18 protein-coding genes, 2 tRNA genes, 1 other RNA gene and 1 riboswitch are annotated in these 18,825 nt (G+C 68.1%); of the genes, 13 read left to right on the top strand and 8 right to left on the bottom strand.

Annotated elements, in window-relative coordinates; translation table 11 throughout:
* The first annotated feature begins 24 nt into the window (after nt 1-24).
* The 8 genes from C1878_RS13085 (at nt 25) to C1878_RS13050 (ending at nt 6,878) form a co-directional block, all read left to right on the top strand.
* On the top strand, nt 25-285 hold the full coding sequence (locus tag C1878_RS13085) for a YggT family protein (protein WP_080145081.1): 261 nt from the start codon (nt 25-27) through the stop codon (nt 283-285).
* A 46-nt stretch (nt 286-331) separates the two neighbouring features.
* Entirely contained in the window at nt 332-1,144 is an 813-nt protein-coding gene (locus C1878_RS13080) for a DivIVA domain-containing protein (RefSeq protein ID WP_114602058.1), read from the top strand.
* A 53-nt stretch (nt 1,145-1,197) separates the two neighbouring features.
* Nucleotides 1,198-1,494, top strand: a complete 297-nt coding sequence (locus C1878_RS13075) for a DUF167 domain-containing protein (RefSeq protein WP_167510333.1) — start codon at nt 1,198-1,200, stop codon at nt 1,492-1,494.
* 285 nt (nt 1,495-1,779) lie between these two features.
* Nucleotides 1,780-2,547, top strand: coding sequence for a MerR family transcriptional regulator (locus C1878_RS13070; protein ID WP_114602057.1), 768 nt, complete (start codon nt 1,780-1,782; stop codon nt 2,545-2,547).
* A 153-nt stretch (nt 2,548-2,700) separates the two neighbouring features.
* Complete coding sequence (nirJ2, locus tag C1878_RS13065) at nt 2,701-3,705, top strand: putative heme d1 biosynthesis radical SAM protein NirJ2 (RefSeq protein WP_114602056.1); 1,005 nt, start codon at nt 2,701-2,703, stop codon at nt 3,703-3,705.
* 247 nt (nt 3,706-3,952) lie between these two features.
* Complete coding sequence (locus C1878_RS13060) at nt 3,953-4,960, top strand: ABC transporter substrate-binding protein (RefSeq protein ID WP_114602055.1); 1,008 nt, start codon at nt 3,953-3,955, stop codon at nt 4,958-4,960.
* A 15-nt stretch (nt 4,961-4,975) separates the two neighbouring features.
* Complete coding sequence (locus C1878_RS13055) at nt 4,976-6,007, top strand: iron ABC transporter permease (RefSeq protein ID WP_114602054.1); 1,032 nt, start codon at nt 4,976-4,978, stop codon at nt 6,005-6,007.
* A complete protein-coding gene (locus tag C1878_RS13050; protein WP_241963744.1) occupies nt 6,000-6,878 on the top strand; it encodes an ABC transporter ATP-binding protein in 879 nt (292 codons plus the stop codon). The genes C1878_RS13055 and C1878_RS13050 overlap by 8 nt, the downstream gene beginning before the upstream one ends.
* 586 nt (nt 6,879-7,464) lie before the next feature.
* Here C1878_RS13050 and rnpB read toward each other — a convergent pair.
* Nucleotides 7,465-7,805, bottom strand: an RNA gene (gene rnpB / locus C1878_RS13045) — RNase P RNA component class A.
* Between the two features lie 168 nt (nt 7,806-7,973).
* Between rnpB and C1878_RS13040 the strand changes: the two genes are divergently transcribed.
* Nucleotides 7,974-8,528: a GNAT family N-acetyltransferase gene (locus C1878_RS13040; RefSeq protein WP_199519349.1), complete on the top strand. Its 555-nt coding sequence runs from the start codon at nt 7,974-7,976 to the stop codon at nt 8,526-8,528.
* Nucleotides 8,529-9,161, top strand: a complete 633-nt coding sequence (locus C1878_RS13035) for a thiamine diphosphokinase (protein WP_114602053.1) — start codon at nt 8,529-8,531, stop codon at nt 9,159-9,161.
* 70 nt (nt 9,162-9,231) lie between these two features.
* On the opposite strand, the gene C1878_RS13030 is transcribed toward C1878_RS13035, so the two are convergent.
* Complete coding sequence (locus tag C1878_RS13030; RefSeq protein WP_114602052.1) at nt 9,232-9,576, bottom strand: GIY-YIG nuclease family protein; 345 nt, start codon at nt 9,574-9,576, stop codon at nt 9,232-9,234.
* 168 nt (nt 9,577-9,744) lie between these two features.
* Nucleotides 9,745-9,869: riboswitch (TPP riboswitch) on the top strand.
* Between C1878_RS13030 and thiC the strand changes: the two genes are divergently transcribed.
* The 3 genes from thiC to thiD all read left to right on the top strand — a co-directional run bounded on the left by thiC (nt 9,858) and on the right by thiD (nt 12,921).
* Nucleotides 9,858-11,198 carry a phosphomethylpyrimidine synthase ThiC gene (thiC, locus tag C1878_RS13025; RefSeq protein ID WP_114602127.1) on the top strand — a complete coding sequence of 447 codons (1,341 nt, stop codon included), beginning with the start codon at nt 9,858-9,860 and terminating at the stop codon, nt 11,196-11,198. (Overlaps the previous riboswitch by 12 nt.)
* A gap of 332 nt (nt 11,199-11,530) precedes the next feature.
* The gene (locus tag C1878_RS13020; RefSeq protein WP_114602051.1) at nt 11,531-12,133 is read left to right on the top strand and encodes a cysteine hydrolase family protein; all 603 of its coding nucleotides are present in this window, start codon (nt 11,531-11,533) and stop codon (nt 12,131-12,133) included.
* Between the two features lie 2 nt (nt 12,134-12,135).
* The gene (gene thiD / locus C1878_RS13015; RefSeq protein ID WP_114602050.1) at nt 12,136-12,921 is read left to right on the top strand and encodes a bifunctional hydroxymethylpyrimidine kinase/phosphomethylpyrimidine kinase; all 786 of its coding nucleotides are present in this window, start codon (nt 12,136-12,138) and stop codon (nt 12,919-12,921) included.
* A 101-nt stretch (nt 12,922-13,022) separates the two neighbouring features.
* On the opposite strand, the gene C1878_RS13010 is transcribed toward thiD, so the two are convergent.
* From C1878_RS13010 to C1878_RS12985, 6 genes are all read right to left on the bottom strand, one after another.
* Entirely contained in the window at nt 13,023-14,666 is a 1,644-nt protein-coding gene (locus C1878_RS13010; RefSeq protein ID WP_114602049.1) for an amidohydrolase, read from the bottom strand.
* Nucleotides 14,667-14,768: 102 nt separating this feature from the next.
* Nucleotides 14,769-15,902 (bottom strand): MBL fold metallo-hydrolase, encoded by a 1,134-nt coding sequence (locus C1878_RS13005; RefSeq protein WP_241963742.1) that lies wholly within the window; start codon nt 15,900-15,902, stop codon nt 14,769-14,771.
* A 67-nt stretch (nt 15,903-15,969) separates the two neighbouring features.
* Nucleotides 15,970-16,046 (bottom strand) — tRNA-Glu (locus C1878_RS13000).
* A 31-nt stretch (nt 16,047-16,077) separates the two neighbouring features.
* Nucleotides 16,078-16,151 (bottom strand) — tRNA-Gln (locus tag C1878_RS12995).
* Nucleotides 16,152-16,339: 188 nt separating this feature from the next.
* On the bottom strand, nt 16,340-17,107 hold the full coding sequence (locus C1878_RS12990; protein ID WP_114602048.1) for a CDGSH iron-sulfur domain-containing protein: 768 nt from the start codon (nt 17,105-17,107) through the stop codon (nt 16,340-16,342).
* A gap of 118 nt (nt 17,108-17,225) precedes the next feature.
* A complete protein-coding gene (locus tag C1878_RS12985; RefSeq protein WP_114602047.1) occupies nt 17,226-18,635 on the bottom strand; it encodes a CCA tRNA nucleotidyltransferase in 1,410 nt (469 codons plus the stop codon).
* Between the last annotated feature and the right edge of the window lie 190 nt (nt 18,636-18,825).

Here is an 18,825-nt window from a genome sequence, read left to right as displayed (position 1 = left end):
CCCTGGAAAGAAGGAGCTGGGCTCTTGCTGAGCTTGAAATACCTCATCGTGTCGATCGCCGACGTGTACAGCATGGTACTGTTCGTGTACGTGCTCATGTCGTGGCTTCCCACGGACCGCGGCCTGCTCGCCGACATCTACCGGGTGCTGGGACGCGTGTGCGATCCGTACCTCAACATCTTCAAAAAACTGATCCCGCCGCTTGGAGGTATGGTGGACGTTACCCCCATCATCGCCCTGCTTGTACTACAATTCGGGGTACGTTTGATAGTAAACTTGTTTTAACTGCGCATAACCGCGTTCGCGCGCGGACAGGACGAAGGGACCGACTATGGCAATCACCTCGGCTGAGATCCACAACCAGAGCTTCTCGATCGACCGCAAGGGCTACGACGTCGACGAAGTGGACGTGTTCTTGGAGCATGTCGCCGACGAGATCGACGCGATGAGCGCGCAGATCGACCAGCTGGAAAGCCAGCTCGACGACACGTCGTTCGCCGGGTTCGACACGCCCGCCCGCATCGAGGACGCGCCCGTTCCCGCAGCTGCCGCGAGCAGCGAGGAGCTGGCCGCCAAGGACGCGCGCATCGCCGATCTCGAGCGCCAGCTGGAAGCCAAGAAGGCCGACGACAACGCCATCGCCCAGGCGCTCATCATCGCCCAGCGCTCCGCCGACGAGATCATCTCGAACGCGAACGCCACGGCCGCCGGCACCATCAACGACGCCGAGGAAGAGGCCAAGCGCATCGTGGACAAGGCCGAGGCCGAGAAGCAGAAGGTGCTCGACGCCATCAAGAAGCTCGAGGACGATCGCGAGGACGCCCGCGAAGACTACCAGGAGCTGCTCACCGACTTCATCGCCGACGCCACCCGCAAGCTGGCCGAGATCGGCGGCGACGCCCCGGTTTCCTCCCTGCCTGCAAGCGCCCATGCCCGCTCGACGGAGATCCTCGAATCGACCGGCCGCGTGATGGGCTCGCCGGCCCAGGCCCCCATCAGCAAGGACGGCACGGCCGCTTACGCCATGCCGCAGACGGGCGCCGTGTCCGTCGCGCCGGCCACCCCCACGCCCTCCCGCGTGGAGAAGGACCTCTCCGGCTTCGGCGACGCCGACGACGCCTTCGAATTCGAGGAAATCGACTAGGCGTTCCTCCGGCCCACGGCCGGCGGAACCGCTCGACGCTGCGAGGCCCCGAGGTGCCCGAAAAGCCAATCACCATAGCTGTTCACGTCACGCCCCGGTCGGGGCGTGACGAGGTTACGGGGGTGCGCGCCGACGCCGCAGGCGCCGACGAGGTGTGCGTGCGCGTGACGGCTCCGCCCGACGGGGGAAAGGCGAACAAGGCCGTGTGCAAGCTCGTGGCCGAGGAGCTCGGCGTGCCGAAGTCGCGTGTGGAGGTGGCGAGCGGCCATACCGCGCGCCGCAAGCGCTTGGCCGTCGACGCCCCCGCCGAACGCGTAGATGCCTGGATCGTGTCTTTGCCGCGCTGCTAGACCGGGCCCTGCGCGGTGCCGGGCGCTTGACCGTAAGCGCGTTTCCGGCTTCCTTGTCTCGGGCGTCGCGTGCATCCGGCGCCTGTGTGCCGCACACCGCTTGCAGCGAGCTCGGCGCGGGGTTTCCCCGCGTTTTTGTTGCGAGTTTTTGAAACACGGGGATTTCCCGTTGACGGCGACGTAGCGTCATCGCATATGCTCGGTTTCGGTCGGACGGGGGCGTCCGGCCGAAGACGAGGAAGCGGCCGTGCCGAACAGGCGCGGATCCGCATGAGGAGCAGCCGCATGACCGATCAACGATACCTGACCGTGGGAGAGTTGGCACGACGCGTCGGGGTGACGGTGCGCACGATCCAATACTACGACCAGCAGGGCCTGTTGTCGCCGTCGGCGAAGGGCCCCCAGAACCAGCGCCTGTACACGGACGCCAACGTGAAAGACCTGTATCGCATTCTGACCTTGAAGTACCTGGGGCTGTCGCTGGCCCAGATCAAATCCGATGCAGCTCTTTTCGACGAGCCCGCCGCCTTGCAGGAGCTGGCCGGCGAGCAGATGGACGCCATCGAAGAGCAGTTCCAGGCGCTGTTCAAGCGCATGACCACGCTGCGCTCGCTGCACGACGAGGCCGGCGAGGGGCTGCCCGATTGGGAGGCGCTCGCCTCCACCGTGGAGCGCTGCCAGGGCGAGAGCCAGTTCTTCTGGCGCCTGACGTGCATTCGCGACGACGCGCCCGCCGTCGAGGCGGCCGCCGAGGATCTCGTCGCGCGCGGCGAGTCCGTATCAAAGTGGCACGAGCTCATCGCCGACACCATCCGCCTCATGCCGGCGGGCGAGCCCGTCGACAGCCCGCGCAACCGCGACTTGGCCAAGCGGTACTTGGCCCTCGACGCGTCGCAGGACGCCGTCGCGGCCGAGCGGAATTTCATCCTCATGGAGAACATCGCTCCGCACGGCGGTGACGACGGCTCGTTCGACGAGTTGCGACAAGCCGTGTTCGACCACCTGGAGGCCGTGGTCGCCGCCTATGGCGACCGGCCCGACCCGGCCGACTAGCCCATCCGGCGCCGGCCGGACTCGGCACCAGATCCCTCCTACCTCCCGATGCCGTGCCCGCCCGGCGCATCCAAAAATCTATCGTCGCGTTTTTCTCAAGCTGCAGCCTTGCGCGCGCCGTCTGCTATCGCGCCCGGATGAAAGGATACGCCCATGCTCGTGTCGTGGATGACGACGAACAAGTGCAACCTCAAGTGCGTCCATTGCTACCAGGACGCCGAGGAAGCAACCGACAAGGAGCTCTCCTGCGAGGAGGGCAAGAAGATGATCGACGAGATCGCCCGCGCGGGCTTCAAGGTGATGATCTTCTCGGGAGGCGAGCCGCTCATGCGCCCCGACATCTACGAGCTGGTGGCGCACGCCGCCTCGCGCGGGCTGCGTCCCGTGTTCGGCTCGAACGGCACGCTCATCACGCCAGAGGTGGCGCGGCGGCTGAAGGAGGCCGGGGCCTGCGCCATGGGCATTTCGGTGGACAGCCTCGATGCCGCCAAGCACGACAAGTTCCGCGGCTTGGCAGACGCCTACGACCTCACCATGGCGGGCATCGAGGCCTGCAAGCAGGTGGGGCTGCCGTTTCAGCTGCACACCACCGTCGTGGATTGGAACCGCGACGAGGTGTGTGCCATCACCGACTTCGCCGTCGAGATCGGCGCGATGGCGCACTACGTGTTCTTCCTCATCCCCGTGGGGCGCGGGAAGTTCATCCAGGAAACGTCGCTCGAGGTGCTGGAGAACGAGCAGCTGCTGAACGACATCATGACGAAGGCCTCGCAGGTGCCCATCGACGTGAAGCCCACGTGCGCGCCCCAGTTCACGCGCGTGGCGAAGCAGCTGGGCGTGGACACGCGCTTCGAGCGCGGCTGCCTGGCCGGCCTCACGTACTGCGTCATCGGCAGCGAGGGCATCGTGCGCCCCTGCGCCTACATGACCGAGGAGGCGGGCGACGTGCGCGCCCAGCCCTTCGACGAGATATGGAGGACGAGCCCCGTGTTCGAGAAGCTGCGCACGCAGGCGTACTCCGGCTCGTGCGGCACCTGCGACTACCGCGACGGCTGCGGCGGCTGCCGGGCGCGGGCCGCCTACTACCACGACGGCGACATCCTCGCCCAAGACGATTATTGCGCCCACGGCAACGCTTTGGTTGCGGCCGCCGTCTAGCGCGAGGGCCGAAAGGCACCTCCGCCCCCTGTCATCCCGAGCGGAGCGCCGTCAGCTTGGCAGCTTGTCATCCTGAGCGGAGCGCCGTCAGGCGCGGAGTCGAAGGATCCCGTGCGGCGACAGCAGGAAGCCTCGTGGCTGGCGCCGCACGGGATCCTTCGACTCCGGCGGCTTTGCCGCCTGCGCTCAGGATGACAACTTGGCGCTCTGCTCGTCTAGCTTACGTATCCATCGAAAGGACCCACCCATGATCACCATCTCCAAACGCATCGTCCCTGCTGCCGTCGCCGCGTTCCTCGCCGCGACGATGCTGTTCGCCGGCTGCTCGGCCGCCCAACCCGACGCCGGCGCCGACGGAAGCGCCCCGCAGGCGGAAGCCCAAAGCGCGCCGCAAACCGACGCGGTCACGTTCACCGACGACACGGGCACCGAGGTCACGGTCGGCAACCCGCAGCGCGTGGTGGCGTGCATGGGCAGCTTTGCGAGCATATGGGAGCTGGCGGGTGGCACGCTCACAGGCGCCTCGGACGACGCGTTCACGCTGTCCGGCTACGATCTGAAGTCTTCGGACGTGCAGAAGGTGGGCGACTTCGCCAACCTGAACCTTGAGTCCATCATCGCGCTCGAGCCCGACTTCGTCATCATGACGAGCGGCTCCGGCGGGCGCGGCGGCGATTCGAACCAGGCGGACCTCAAGGCGGCGCTCGCCGCGTCGAACATCCCGGTGGCGTGCTTCCAGGTGACGACGTTCGACGACTATCTGCGCATGCTGCGCACCTGCTGCGACGTCACGGGCCGCGACGATTTGTACGAGCAGAACGGCCAGGCCGTGTCCGACCGCATCGAGGCCATCACGGCCAAGGTACCTGCGGGCGAGGCTCCCACGGCACTTGTGCTGACCACGTACTCGGGCGGAACCCGCGTGCAGGCGTCCTCCACGATGACGGGTGCCATGCTGGCCGACCTGGGCGTCAAGAACCTGGCCGACGAGAACCCCAGCCTGCTCAAGGACTTCAGCCTGGAATCGATCATCGAGATGAACCCCGACTTCATCTTCGTGGTGCCCATGGGCAACGACGACGCGGCGGCCATGAAGGCGCTCGAGGACCAGACGGCGGCGAACCCCGCCTGGTCCACGCTCTCGGCGGTGCAGGACGGCCGCTACGTCGCGCTCGACCCGCACCTGTTCCAGTACAAGCCAAACGAGCACTGGGACCAGAGCTACCAGGTGCTCTACGACGCGCTGTACGCGTAAGGCGAAGGCCGTCCCATGCCTGCGATCGAGCATGAAAAGGCCGTGCGTCGAGACGGTTCTTCGAGGGTGCCGCTCGCCGTGGTCGTCTCCATCGCCGTTCTGGCGGCGGTGACGGCGGCGGGCTTCCTCGTGGGCTCGTCGTCGGTGAGCCTGGGCGATCTCGTGGCCTGGGCGACCGGCGGCGACGTGAGCGCGGCGGCGAAGAGCATCCTCGTGAACGTGCGCCTGCCGCGCGTGCTGGCGGCGCTTCTGGCGGGAGGGGCGCTGGCCGTGGCGGGCGCCATCATCCAGGCCGTGCTGGACAACCCGCTGGCAAGCCCCAACATCATCGGCATCAACTCGGGTGCCGGGCTGTTCGTGCTCGTAGCGGCCAGCGTGTTTCCCAGCGCGCTGTGGCTCCCGCCGCTCGCGGCATTCCTGGGCGCGCTGGTCACGGCGCTCGTCATCTTCGGCATCTCGCTGGGCGCCAGCACGTCGAGGCTCACCGTGGTGCTGGCGGGCATCGCCATAACCACGGTGTTCGGCGCGGGCATGAACACCATCCTCATCGTGAACCCCGACGCCTACATTGGCTCGTCGGCCTTCCTCGTGGGCGGTCTGGCCGGCGTGCTCATGGACGACCTGCTGTGGCCGGCGGCCTACATCGCGGCGGGCCTTGCCGTGGCGCTGCTCGCGGAGGGCAAGCTCAACATCATGGCGCTCGGCGACGACACGGCCCACGCGCTCGGCATGAACGTGGGGGCGTGCCGGCTGGCCATGCTGGGACTCGCCGCCGTGCTGGCGGGCGCGGCCGTGAGCTTCGCCGGCCTGCTGGGGTTCGCGGGGCTCATCATCCCGCACCTCGTGCGGTTCTTCGTGGGCCACGACAACCGAATCGTGCTGCCGCTGTCGGCCGTGGCGGGCGCGGCGTTCGTCGTCGTGTGCGACCTTTTGGCGCGCGTGCTGTTCGCGCCCTACGAGGTGCCGGTGGGCATCCTCATGGCGTTCCTCGGCGGGCCGTTCTTCATCTACCTCATCTTGAAGAACAGGAGGGGAAGCCTTGAGTAGCCCTGTCATCCCGAGCGAGCGTGCCGCGCCGCCCCCTGTCATCCTGAGCGGAGCGCGCAGCGCGGAGTCGAAGGATCCCGCGCGGCGCCGGCGCGATCAAGTCCCCGCCATCGAGCTTCGCGGCGTGTCGTTCTCGTACGGCAAGGAGCCGTTCATCGAAAAGCTGAGCGCCGCGTTCCTTCACGGGACGGTGACCAGCATCGTCGGCCCGAACGGTTGCGGGAAGTCCACGATGGTCAAGCTGGTCGACGGCCTCTTGCGCCCGCAGGCAGGGGAGGTGCGCGTCGACGGCGTGCCCACGCTGTCGATGAAGGCGAAGGAGCGGGCCCGCCGCGTGGCCGTGCTGGCCCAGGCCGGCCGCCCGCCGGCCATGACGGTGGAGGCGCTCGTGGCGTGCGGGCGCTACCCGTACCAGGCGCACCAAGGGAAGCTCTCGCGCGAGGATCGCGAGCAGGTGGAGCGCGCGCTCGAGTTGGCCGGCATCGCGGGATTCCGCGCGCACGAGCTGCGGCGGCTGTCGGGCGGCGAGCGCCAGCGCGCGTTCATCGCCATGACGCTGGCGCAGGACACCGACCTCATCGTGCTCGACGAACCCACCACCTATTTGGATATCCGCGCCTGCCACGAGACCATGGAGCTGGTGCGCCGCCTGAACGAGGAAGCCGGCAAGACCGTCGTCATGGTCATCCACGACCTCGACCTGGCCCTGCGTTACTCCGACCGCCTGCTGGTCATGGAACGCGGGCGCGCCACGGCGGCCGGCGCGGTGGCTGAGGTGCTGGATGCCGGCGCCATCGAGCGCGCCTTCGGCGTTTCCATCCGCCCCCATGTGGCGGCCGAGGGAAGAGCGTACACGCTGTTCCCGGCATAGGGTCCCTCGCCATCCCGAGCAAGCGGCAGCCCCTCTATCATTCTGAGCGTGCGCGGCATTCGACAAACCGGCAGGTGGCTGCATGCTCAAGATGGCGAGGGATTTCCCGCTTCGTCGCATCCGAACCCCTCCACGCCTTGTTATCGAATCCGCTTAACGTCCTTACAACCGCAAAGCTCGGTGCTACGGCGGACGTCGCCGTCGATCCCGACGGGCTCTGACCAAAGAGAAAACACGTTTGTTAGGCGGTTTCTGCTAAAAAATGACGTTTGTGAACGACTTTTTGATTGAATTAATATATATGTAATAACATCATTATATAAAACTCCTGATGAGAAAGATGCTCTTTTTATTATTCTTGAATATGATCATGCACAAACGTGATTTTTTAGCAGAAACCATCGTTTTGCGAGGTTTTTCGATTCGGAACGGTCGCGTTCCGAATCGTGGTGTATCAGGGTCGTCGGCGAAGAACCGTCGGCACCCTTGCGAGGCGAATCCTAGCCTTCGTTCTCCTTGGGATCAATGGCGCTTGGCCGTGCTCGGCGGCGCACGCTGGGAAAACTTAGATTGAAGAATAAGAGTAGATGCGAGCGGGCCGATAAGCCGGGTTCTGTCGTTGGACGACCATTTATCTCGAACGTGCGTCGCCGCACGCCTCAAGCACGCAACCCGAACGTACGGCGGGCCACCGTGTCGCGTTCCTATTTGCGCTTGCTCCGGATGGGGTTTTCCAAGCCGCGCCGTTGCCGGCGCGCTGGTGCGCTCTTACCGCACCGTTTCAGCTTTTCTCCCGGACGAGCCGGGGGAGTTTTCTTTTCTGTGGCACTTTCCGTCGGGTCGCCCCGCCCAGCCGTTAGCTGGCATCCTGCCCTGCGGAGCCCGGACTTTCCTCACACCGAGGTGCGCGATCGTCTGGCCCGCTCGCATATGGTATTCTAGCAAACCGAAAGCAGCGCGCGCCCGCGAAACGCGAAGCAGCGCGAAAAACCGGAACGGCCCGCATGCGGTTGGTTGGACGGGCGGACCGTCGCGGACGCAAACGCGACGGCGATCTCAACCGAAGCCCGCATCTGCGGGAAGGCAAGGAGCATCATGAACGAAGAACTCACCATACGCTTCGCCGTGCGCGAGGACGCGGCCGACCTGCTGAGGCTGACGAGGGCGCTGGCCGCCGACATGGGCCGGGAAGGCGAAGTGGCCGCCACGGTCGAGGATATCGAGCGGGGCATGTTCGGCGAGGGGGCGGGGGAGGCCCTGGTCGCCGCGCATCCGGTCCGCGGCGTGGTGGGATGCGCCGTTTTCTGCCGCACGTTCTCCACGTGGAAGGGCGCTTGCGGCGTGTATCTGGAGGACCTGTTCGTGGAGGAAGCGTACCGGGGCGGCGGCACGGGCCGCGCGCTCATGGCGCGGCTGGCCGCGCTTTGCGAGGAGCGGGGCTACGAGCGCCTCTCGTGGCACTGCCGCGACACGAACGAGGCGGGCCTCGCGTTCTACGAGCGCCTCGGCTCCGCGCGGGTGGACCCCTTGGTCCTCCACCGGCTGGAGGGCGAAGCGCTCGCCGCGCTTGCCGCGCAGGCGCCGACGGCGGCGGGCGAGTCGCCGGCTGCCGAGGCCGTGGCCAGTGACGAAACGGAAGGGGCGAGGTAGATGGCGACGTGCGCGCTCGTGGGGGCATCGCCCGAATTCAACGCCGAGGACTTCAAGGCCCGCTACGATGCGGGCATGTTCGAGTTCGTGATCGCCGTCGACGCCGGCTTCGCCTACCTGGAGGAGCTCGACGTGAAGCCCGACATGGCGGTGGGCGACTTCGACTCGCTCGGCTACCAGCCGAAATGCCGACGCGTGTCGCGCTTTCCCGTGAAGAAGGACAAAAGCGACATGGAGCTGGCGCTGGAAAAGGCGGTGGCTTGGGACTACGACGATTTGGTGGTGTACGCCGCCCTGGGCGGGCGGCTCGACCACACCGTCGCGAGCCTCCAGCTGTTCGCCAAGTTCTCCGAACAGGAGTACTACGTGACCGCCGTGGGAGTCGATAGCGCGCTGCGCCTGCTCACAGGTCCCGACGTGCTCGATCTGCCCGTCATGGAGTCGGGCACTGTGTCGGTGTTCTCGGCCAACGACCGCGCGCGCGGCGTGATTGAGACGGGCATGCTGTACTCCCTCGACGACGAGGACCTCTCCAACCGCACGTCCCGCGGCGTCTCCAACGAGCTGGTCGGCCGCCCGGCGCGCATCGCGGTGGAAGAGGGCACGCTGTACGTCTTCTATCCTTTGCCCTAGGGGTTACGCCGTTCTCAGAATGGCGGAACCTGCCGACGCTGTGGGGTGCCGAGGTGCCCGATCTCGCCCCTCAGCGCCAGACGCGCGTCGCCCCGGGGTGCTCCTCCAGGTACAGCTCCAGCAGTTCCCGCAGATCATCCGCGTAGTCCTCGTGCGCGTCGTCGTGCTCCAGCTCCTCGACCAGCTCGAACGAGAACCCCTCGCGTCCGTGCTCGTTCCAGAGCGCCTGCAGGCGCTTGTTGGGGTGGCTGCCCCCGCCGAAACGCGCAACCAGGCCGTTCTCGGTCGCGTGCAGGTCGTTCGTGGCTATGAGGAAGCTCTCGCCGGTCGCCCGGCAGCGCACCTCCATCACGCCCATGAGGGGCTTGCGCTCGCTGTACTCCTGCTTGAGCTGCTTTTTCCGTTGCGGGTCCATGGGCGTCCTTGCCGTCGTCGTTTTCCCTCCATTGTCGGCGATTCCGTTCCCGGGCGCAATCGACGGTTCGTAGAGCGCGCTGGCGGATTCGGCCCGCCTGTCGTGGGACGGGGGCGGTATAATCGCCCGATGCGGCACCGCACGCGTGCCGCGCCGCCCATCCGGGCGGTCCACATACCGGGGAGCTTGCTGCCGCACGCGGCCGGGCAGGCTGAGAGGAAGCGCCGATCACGCTTCGACCCGAGGAACCTGACATGGGTAATGCCAACGAAGGGAGCTTCATGACGCAGATCAGCGCCGCGCCGCAAGGCCAACCCGCACCCGTCACGCAAATCGACTGCGCACGCGCCGGCATCGTCACGCCGGCCATGCTCGCCGTCGCGAAGAAGGAGGGGCGCGACCCCGAGTTCGTGCGCGAGGGGGTGGCCGCCGGGCGCATCGCCATTCCCGCGAACGTCCATCACGAAAGCCTCTCGCCCGAGGGCGTGGGCGGCGGCCTGAGCACGAAGGTCAACGTGAACCTGGGGATATCGGGCGACCTTGCCGACGAGGCCGAGGAATGGAAGAAGGTGGACGTGGCGCTCGAACTGGGCGCGCACGCCATCATGGACCTGTCGAACAGCGGCAAGACGCGGGCCTTCCGCACGCGCCTTATCGAGAAGTCACCGGCCATGATCGGCACCGTGCCCATGTACGACGCCATCGGCTACCTGGAGAAGGCCCTGGTGGACATCACGGCCGCCGACTTCCTCGACGTCGTGCGCGCGCACGCCGAGGACGGCGTGGACTTCGTCACCGTCCACGCCGGCATGAACCGGCGCACCGTCGAGTCGTTCCGCGAGACGGGCCGCCTCACGAACATCGTGAGCCGCGGCGGGTCGCTTCTGTTCGCGTGGATGGAGGCCACCGGCAACGAGAACCCGTTCTACGAGTTCTACGACGATGTGTTGGCCATCCTGCACGAACGCGACGTCACCATCAGCATCGGCGACGCCATGCGCCCCGGCTCCACCTACGACGCCTCCGACGCGGGGCAGATCGCCGAGCTCATCGAGATCGGCAAGCTCACGCGCCGCGCATGGGACGCGGGCGTGCAGGTGATGGTGGAGGGCCCCGGCCACATGGCGCTCGACGAGATCGCCGCGAACATGAAGCTGGAGAAGCGCCTGTGCCACGACGCGCCGTTCTACGTGCTGGGGCCGCTCGTCACCGACATCGCGCCGGGCTACGACCACATCACGGCCGCCATCGGCGGGGCGATCGCGGCGTCGTCGGGCGCGGACTTCCTGTGCTACGTCACGCCGGCCGAGCACCTGCGCCTGCCCGACGCCGACGACGTGCGCGAGGGCCTCGTGGCCACGCTCATCGCCGCGCACGCGGCCGACATAGCCAAGGGCGTGCCCGGGGCGCGCGACCGCGACAACCGCATGAGCGACGCGCGGCGCCGCGTGGACTGGGAGGGCATGTTCGCCGAGGCGCTCGACCCTGTGCGTGCCCGCCGCTACTTCGACAGCGCGCCGCCCTCGAACGACGGCACGTGCACCATGTGCGGCAAGATGTGCGCTATGCGCACCGTCAACCGCATCATGGACGGGCTGACGGTGGACCTCAACCTGCAGTGACCTGTCCGGCGGCAGGGGCGGGGGCGTCCAGTCGCTCGGACAGTCCTGAGGTCGCACGAACAGCCCACTGGGCTGTTCGGCTCCTGCGGAACTCGCTTGGTGGACACCCCCGCCCCGCCCGCCTGCATTATTCTGGTTGAGAGAAGCTCAACCGGGAAAAGATGCGCTTGGTCGAGCTTGGTGAGAGGAAGGGCGGCCGTCTGCGGGAATGCAGCGGTTGCGTTGCTTGGGCGTGATTTTGGCGGTGGGGGGCGGTTTCCGGTATGATCGACGGGACAGTCGAATGCCGGGATCTTCTTCGGGGGATCGCGGGCTACGGTAAAGGAGACACGATGCTTGGAGACGAACTGAACAAGGACGCGTTCGAACTGGCCGACCTCGACAAGGGGCGTTGCGCCCTGCTCGTCATCGACGTCCTGGGCGATCCGACCGCGCTGCCGTCGCCTCTGCGCGAGGCGATGCTGCCCGTGGTGGAGAACGCGGCGCGCCTGTGCGACGCGGCGCGCGCCGCGGGCGTGCCGGTGGTGTTCACGAACGACGCCCATATCCCGGGGCTCGACCGCGAGCTCGACCTGTGGGGCGCGCACGGCTTGGCGGGCACGCCGCAGGCCCAGCCGGCGCCGCAGCTCAAGTGCGGCGAGGGCGACTACGTGGTGGACAAGCGCCGCTACAGCGGCTTCTTCCAAACGGGGCTGCGCCTGCTGCTGGACGAGCTGGGCGTCGACACGCTTTTGTGCGTGGGCATGGACACGAACATCTGCGTGCGCCACACGGTGGCCGACGCGTACTTCAACAACTTCCGCATCGTGGTGGCGGGCGACGCCACGCTCACGTTCCTCGTGGGAGACCAGGACGAGGGCCTCGCTTACATGGAGACGTGCTACGCCGCGAAGGTCGTGCCTACGTGCGAGGCCGTCGCGTTCCTGGAGGGCTAGCCATGGAGGCAGTGCTGAGCATCGCGGGTTCCGATTCCAGCGGCGGCGCGGGCATCCAAGCCGACGTCAAGACCATCGCCGCGCATCGCCTGTTCGCCGAAACCGCCGTCACGGCGCTCACGGCGCAGAACACCACCGGCGTCTTCGGCGTGGTCGACGTCGATCCGGCGTTCGTGACGGCGCAGATCGACGCCGTGTTCGAAGACATACGCCCCGCGGCAGTGAAGGTGGGCATGGTGTCGTCGTCGGCCATCATCGAAGCGGTGGCCGACGCGCTCGAGAAGCACGGGGCGCGCAACGTCGTGGTCGATCCCGTCATGGTGGCCACGAGCGGGGCGCGGCTCATCGACGAGGACGCGGTCGAGGCGCTCGTGCGGCGCCTGCTGCCGCTCGCGGACGTGGCCACGCCGAACATGCCCGAGGCCGAGGTGCTCTGCGGGTTCCCCGCCCAGGACGACGCCTCGATGGAGCGCGCCGCACGGCGGCTGGCCGCCCAGGTGCGCGGTTCGGCGCTCGTGAAGGGCGGCCACGGCACCGAGCGGGCCGACGACGTGCTCGCGGCGGACGCCGAGGCGCCGACGCTCTGGCTGCGCGCCCCGCGCATCGACACGCGGAACACGCACGGCACGGGCTGCTCGCTCTCCTCGGCCATCGCCTGCGGCCTCGCGCGCGGCTGGTCGACGGAGCAGGCCGTGCGCAGCGCCAAGGACTACGTGCGCGGCGCCTTGGCCTCAGGATTGGATCTAGGGAAGGGCAGCGGACCCTTAGATCACATGTGGGAATACTAGCCCTGTTTGGGTAAGACTCGCAAGCTGAATGTAGGGGGCGCCCGGGAGAGCGCCCCCTACGGTTTAACGTGCGTGTCGATTGCAGCAGGTCTGGGTTTCCCCTACCGCTCGAACACGCACCGTCCGCCCGTGAACGTGGCCAGCACGCGCGTCTTCTGGATGTCCTCGGGCGCGCACGTCAGCAGGTCGCGGTCGAGCACGGCCACGTCGGCCAGCATGCCCACCTCCAGCGTGCCCAGCTCGCGCCGCCGTCCGGCCGCCGCCGCGCTGCCCTGCGTGTAGGCGCGCAGGGCCTCCGCCATCCCGATGCGCTCCTCGGGCAGCCAGCCCCCGTTCGGCTCGTGCGTGGCCGGATCCTGCCGGGTCACGGCGCTGTACAGCACGTCCATCGACCTCACGCCCACCACGGGCGAGTCGGTGCCGAATGCCAGCACCGCGTTGCGGTCGAGCAGGGTGCGGAAGGGCCACATGAACGGCACGCGATCGAGCCCCAGGTCGCGCTCGGGGCCGCCGGGATCGAGCGTCATGTGCGGCGGCTGCACGGCCGCCACCACCTGCAGCGCGCTCAGGCGCTCCAGGTCCTCCGGCAGGAAGTTCTCCAGATGCTCCAGGCAGTTGCGCCGCCCCTCGGGCAGCGCCCCGTAGGTCGCGCGGGCCTCCTCGAAGATGTCGAGCGCGGCGTGTATGGCCGCGTCGCCGATGGTGTGGATGCGCACGGGGTAGCCCTTCGCGGCCGCCGCCAGCACGAGGGACCGCATGGCCTCCGGGTCCACCGTGGGCCGCCCGCAGTCGCCCGCCGCGCGGGCGTTCGCGTAGGGTTCGGTCACCCAGGCCGTGTGCTGGCTCGACACGCCGTCGAAGAACTGCTTGAACCCGGGAGCCTGCAAAAGCGGTCCCGTGAACCGGGCCCGCATGCCCTCGAACCTTCCCATGTCCTCCAGCAGGGTGGGGAACAGGTGCACGCGCGCCGTCAGCTCGCCGGACGCGAGCAGCGCCGCGTGCACGTCGTCGCGGATGAAGTCGAGCCCCGGATGCGCCATGAGCGACAGGTCGCACACGCTCGTCACGCCGTTCTCGGCCAGCTGCGCCAGGAAGCCCCGGTACGCGCTCGTCACCTCGGCGTCCGTGAACGCCCCCATGATCTTCGGCATGAGCTCCATGGCGGCCGCCTCGCGCACGATGCCCGTCAGCTCGCCGGCATCGTCGCGGTCGTAGGAGCCGCCGGCCGGCGGCGCGCTGTCGCGGTTCAGCCCCAGTTCGCGCAGGGCGCACGAGTTCAGCCACAGCGTGTGAGCGTCGCCCGAGTACAGCGCCACGGGGCGTGCGGGGAACGCCTCGTCAAGCGAGCGCTTCGACGGCAGCACGGGAGGGTTCCAGCGGTACTCGCGCCACCCCTGCGCCAGCAGCCAGCCGTCCGCGCGCCCGGCGGCGAACGCGCGCATGCGCGCCACGCAGTCGGCCTCGCTCTCGCCCAGGAACATGGCGGCCAAGGGGGAGGAGTACACCGCCGAGTGGAAGAAGTGCAGGTGGGAGTCGTGGAAGCCCGGCACCACGAGCGCGTCGCCGAAGTCGCGCACCTCGGGCGCCGCCCCGCCGCCGCGCGCCTCGCGCGCCAGCGCGCGCACGTCGTCGCGCGGGCCGACGGCAGCGATGCGGTCGCCGGCGACGGCCACGGCGCCGGGACGCGCCGTCCCGCCCGTTCCCGTGAACACGCGCTCGCTTTCGATGACCAGGTCGATGTGCATGGGATGCGCTCCTTTTCCTCAGCCCGCTTTCGTCGAACCCGCGCGGGTACCCGTCCGCCACGTATGCCCGCAAGGGTCCGTCCGCCTGCCGCGCCCGCTCGGCTACGGCAGCTCGAAGCGATACTCGTCGCCGCAGATGATCTGCTTCAGCTTACCTTCGCAGACCAGGTATATCAAATGGGCCATCGTCTCGCCCATCGAGAAGAACTTCTGGTCGAGCGGCCATTCTCGCCAGTTGTCGTAGCGCCATTTCGCGTGGGACGAGATGGACACGATGTCGTCGTGCCCCTCGGCCACCAGGTCGTAGATCTCCTGCAGGCGCTCCTCATGGTGCTCGATGAGCTGCATGACGCGCCCGCGCAGGTCGCCGAACAGGGCGCCGTGGGCCGGCAGCACGTGCTCGACGTCCAAGTCGCGCATCTTGCCCAGGCTCGCCAGGAACTCCTCGAGCGCGTTGTAGGCGGGGAACCACGAGGCGATGGACGGCGTGATGCGCTCCAGCACGTGGTCGCCCGCGATGAGGATCTTGCGAGAGGGCTCGTACAGGCAGATGTGCCACGGGTCGTGTCCCGGCGTCTCCAGCACCTCGAACGCGTAGGAGCCGGCGCGGTAGACGTCGCCCTCGCGCAGAAACGTCACGGCCGGCTGGTTCTTCAACGGCAGCAGCTCGGCGGACACGTGCAGGGTGGGCTTGCCCTTCTCGAAGCCCAGGCCGCTCTGGTGCGGCGTGGCCGCCTTCAGCAGCAGGGGGCCGAACACGTGCGCCTCCATGTCCTGCAGGTTCTCCACCTCCTGGAACGAATGGAGGTTCGCGAACACGGTCATGCCGTCGCGGTAGATGCGGTCGAGGTTGCCCGTGTGGTCGGGGTGGGAGTGCGTCAACACGATCTCCACGCCGTCCCAGGTACGCCCGAGCGCGGCGAGCGCCTGGTCGAGCGCCTCCTCGCAGGCCGGATGGTTGAAGCCCACGTCGACGATCGTGGTGCGGTCGTCGGAGAGCACCAGGTAGGAGTTGAGCGCCTTCAAGGGGTTGTGCGGCAGCGGGACGCGCACCAGGTACAGGTCGGGGAGCAGCTCCACCGGCACGCCGAAAGGGGCGGCCAGGCACGCCTGGGACGCCGCCGCGTCGATGCCGGGAAGCGGCTCCCCGGCGGGTTCGCCCATCTCTTCGACCACGTCGCCGAAAGAGCCCGTCTCCTCGGCTGCTTCGACGTCGTTCGCGTTCGTTCGATCCATGCGGCCTCCGTATCCTCTGCGTGAAATAGCAAAAAGGCCGGGACATCAGTCCCGGCCTGCAAGTTCGTGGTAGCTCCGACCGGATTCGAACCGGCGACCTCCGCCTTGAGAGGGCGGCGTCCTAAACCGCTAGACGACGGAGCCACATCGTGCGCTGTGCAGTATACCGTAAAAATGGCTGGGGTGGAAGGAGTCGAACCCTCACATACGGTACCAGAAACCGCTGTCCTGCCATTAGACGACACCCCATCGGCTTACCGATGCACATCCCGGGGTGTTGACCGCGAGACGCAAGCGCGAGTGCATATATTACGGGGAGCGTTGCCCTTCGTCAAGACCCCAAAGCACACTTTTTTGGAAAATATCGAAGTCGCGGCCCTGTGCGGCGTTATCGGGAGGCGGCGGGGCGAAGCGGGGCCCTTTCCCGAGGGTTCCGCCTAGTCGAGCCCGTCCATGAACCTCACGTTCACGTGCATGGCGTCGCAGAACGGCTTGTTGCGCGACGCGCCGCAGCGGCAGAGCGCGTAGCGGTTCCGCAGCTCGTAGACGGTGCCGTCCGCCCCGACGAGCGGAACGCCCCCGCGCACGAACAGCGGGCCGCTCACGTCTTTCTCGGGATCTTCCAAAAGCGAGATCGCGGGGTTGTGCGCCGGCTCGCGAGCCGCACCGTCGTCGGTGCCGTAGTGCACCAGGCGTCCCGCCGGGCAGTCGGACGACGCCTTGACGGCCTCGTGCTCCAGGCGCTCGTCACCCGAGAGCTCGGTGAGCGTCCACACGTCGCCGTCCTCGCGGTGGCAGAACCGCGCGAAGGCGCACCGGTTGTCGTCGAGCAGCGTGACGCCCTCGCCGGGATAGACGTCGGCGCGCTCTTCGAACGGCGCGCGGCTGGCGGTCTCGGTGCCCGAGAACCCTGCGGCCGCATGGGAGCCGTCGCAGAACGGAGGCGTCGTCGTGCGCCCGCAGCGGCAGAGCGCGTACGTTTGCGCGGCGGGGAACGCGCGGCGCACGCGGTACTCGTAATGCCCGTCCACCGGCGTGATGACCTCCTCCAGCAGCGGCACCGGGCCCTTCACCACGTAGGGGCCGTCCTCCGCTACGGTAATGCTCATCGACGGTGCGGCCTCGGGCTGCGGCTGGGGCTTCGCCTCCGCTTGCGCCCCACGGGCCGTCTCGCGCTGGGTGCGCTCCTGGGTCATCGTTGCCATGGCGCCTCGCTTCCTTTCTCGGACTTGCGGATTTCTCCAGAAGTATAGGGAAAGAACGCTCGGGTTCGTCGCCTTCGCGCAGGGCCGTTGCGCGCGGGAAGGCAAGCTGTCAGGCGATCTACACGTTTTCGACGCAATCCGCGGTCCGCCCCGCGCGCCAGGCGTCCAAGAACGAGAGCAGGGCGCCGCGTTCGTTCGGCACGCGCTCGTCTATCACGGCGTCGAGGGCCGCCGCGAGCGCCTCTCCCACGGCCGGCCCCTGCGGGATCCCCGCCGCCATGGCGTCGCGCCCGTCGATGCCCAGCTTCTTCAAGGTGAACGCCTCGTCCGCCGCCAACACTCCGTCGAGCACCGCGTCCAGCCGGTCGGCCAGCGCCACGCGCCCCGCGCATTGCGGCGCCTGCGCGAGCGCGTCTCCGCGCTTCAGGTCGCAGAGCGCGCGGAACAGCTCCACGTCGCCTCCCAGCCGGGCGAGCGCCCGCTTCACGGATTTCGAGGTCGGCTCGATCACGTCGTCGTGGTACCTCACGAGCGTCAGCACCCGCCCGACGAAGGCCGGCGAGAGCGCGAGCCTTCCCATGGCGGCCTGCGCAAGCCGCACGCTGATCTTCGCGTGGCCGTAGAAGTGCCCCGTGCCCTCCGCGTCTTGGAAGAACGCCGCCGGCTTGCCCGTGTCGTGGAAGAGCGCGGCCCAGCGCACGAGCGGGTAGGGCGGCGTGCCCTGCACGACGCGCGCCGTGTGCTCGAGAACGTCGTATATATGGTACGGCGTGCGCTGCTCGAACCCCTTGCACGCCACCAGCTCCGGCAGCACCGCCGCCAGCACGTCGACCGTCCCCAAAAGCGCCTCTTGCACGTGTCCGCCCAACAGCAGGCGCTCCAGCTCGTGCGTCACGCGCTCCGCCGAGATGCGCAGAAGCTGGCTCTTGTTCGCCATCATGCCGGCATAGGTGCCCGCGTCTATGCCGAACCCCAGCTGGGAGGCGAAGCGGCACGCGCGCAGGATGCGCAGCGCGTCTTCGGAGAAGCGCTTGGCCGGATCCCCCACGGCGCGTATGGTGCGTGCCTCCAGATCCGCCGCGCCCCCGAACGGGTCGAGGATGCCGCGCGCGGGGTGGTAGGCCAGCGCGTTCACGGTGAAGTCGCGACGGGCCAGGTCCTCCTCGATGGTGCGCACGAACGAGACGGCCTCGGGGTGCCGCGCGTCCGTGTAGGCGCCGTCGGCGCGGTAGGTGGTTATCTCCAGGGCCTCGCGCCCGTCAACGACGGTGAGCGTGCCGTGGGCCGTCCCCGTCTCGTGCGTGCGCCAGCCCGCCGCCTCGAAGGCGCGCTGCACGTCGCGCCACGGGGCGTCGGTCGCGATGTCCACGTCGGCGCAGGGGCGCCCGAGCAGCGCGTCGCGCACGAACCCGCCCACGCACCACGCCTCGTGTCCGGTCTCCTCCAGCACGGAAAGGGCCTGCGCCGCGTGCGAGGGCAGCACGATCGCGCCGATCCGCTCGTTGCCGTGTTGCACGCGTCCCTCCATGCCTCCGCCTTTCCGCCGCGCCGCCCTTCCGTCGGGCGGGCACTGCCGTTTCCTTGTGCACTATATAGTATAGGAGAATCGGTTCCGGTTGGTTTCCCCGTATCGGCGGGGTAGGGGACCCGTTGCGCGATCGGAGGCCATCGGCCGACCCGACCCGACCCGACCCGACCCGACCCGACCCGACCCGACC

Origin of the sequence: Gordonibacter sp. 28C, assembly GCF_003339845.1 — a bacterium.
Lineage (GTDB): Bacteria > Actinomycetota > Coriobacteriia > Coriobacteriales > Eggerthellaceae > Gordonibacter.
The sequence above is the reverse complement of the archived record's forward strand: the minus strand, read 5'-3'. Positions and strand labels throughout refer to the sequence as shown.

Excerpts from the sequence above, each read along its gene's own strand:
- C1878_RS13080 (WP_114602058.1), top strand. The coding sequence starts at position 332 with ATGGCAATCACCTCGGCTGAGATCCACAACCAGAGCTTCTCGATCGAC.
- C1878_RS13070 (WP_114602057.1), top strand. The coding sequence starts at position 1,780 with ATGACCGATCAACGATACCTGACCGTGGGAGAGTTGGCACGACGCGTC.
- nirJ2 (WP_114602056.1), top strand. The coding sequence starts at position 2,701 with ATGCTCGTGTCGTGGATGACGACGAACAAGTGCAACCTCAAGTGCGTC.
- C1878_RS13060 (WP_114602055.1), top strand. The coding sequence starts at position 3,953 with ATGATCACCATCTCCAAACGCATCGTCCCTGCTGCCGTCGCCGCGTTC.
- C1878_RS13055 (WP_114602054.1), top strand. The coding sequence starts at position 4,976 with ATGCCTGCGATCGAGCATGAAAAGGCCGTGCGTCGAGACGGTTCTTCG.
- C1878_RS13040 (WP_199519349.1), top strand. The coding sequence starts at position 7,974 with ATGAACGAAGAACTCACCATACGCTTCGCCGTGCGCGAGGACGCGGCC.
- C1878_RS13035 (WP_114602053.1), top strand. The coding sequence starts at position 8,529 with ATGGCGACGTGCGCGCTCGTGGGGGCATCGCCCGAATTCAACGCCGAG.
- C1878_RS13030 (WP_114602052.1), bottom strand. The coding sequence starts at position 9,576 with ATGGACCCGCAACGGAAAAAGCAGCTCAAGCAGGAGTACAGCGAGCGC.
- thiC (WP_114602127.1), top strand. The coding sequence starts at position 9,858 with ATGACGCAGATCAGCGCCGCGCCGCAAGGCCAACCCGCACCCGTCACG.
- C1878_RS13020 (WP_114602051.1), top strand. The coding sequence starts at position 11,531 with ATGCTTGGAGACGAACTGAACAAGGACGCGTTCGAACTGGCCGACCTC.
- thiD (WP_114602050.1), top strand. The coding sequence starts at position 12,136 with ATGGAGGCAGTGCTGAGCATCGCGGGTTCCGATTCCAGCGGCGGCGCG.
- C1878_RS13010 (WP_114602049.1), bottom strand. The coding sequence starts at position 14,666 with ATGCACATCGACCTGGTCATCGAAAGCGAGCGCGTGTTCACGGGAACG.
- C1878_RS13005 (WP_241963742.1), bottom strand. The coding sequence starts at position 15,902 with ATGGATCGAACGAACGCGAACGACGTCGAAGCAGCCGAGGAGACGGGC.
- C1878_RS12990 (WP_114602048.1), bottom strand. The coding sequence starts at position 17,107 with ATGGCAACGATGACCCAGGAGCGCACCCAGCGCGAGACGGCCCGTGGG.
- C1878_RS12985 (WP_114602047.1), bottom strand. The coding sequence starts at position 18,635 with ATGGAGGGACGCGTGCAACACGGCAACGAGCGGATCGGCGCGATCGTG.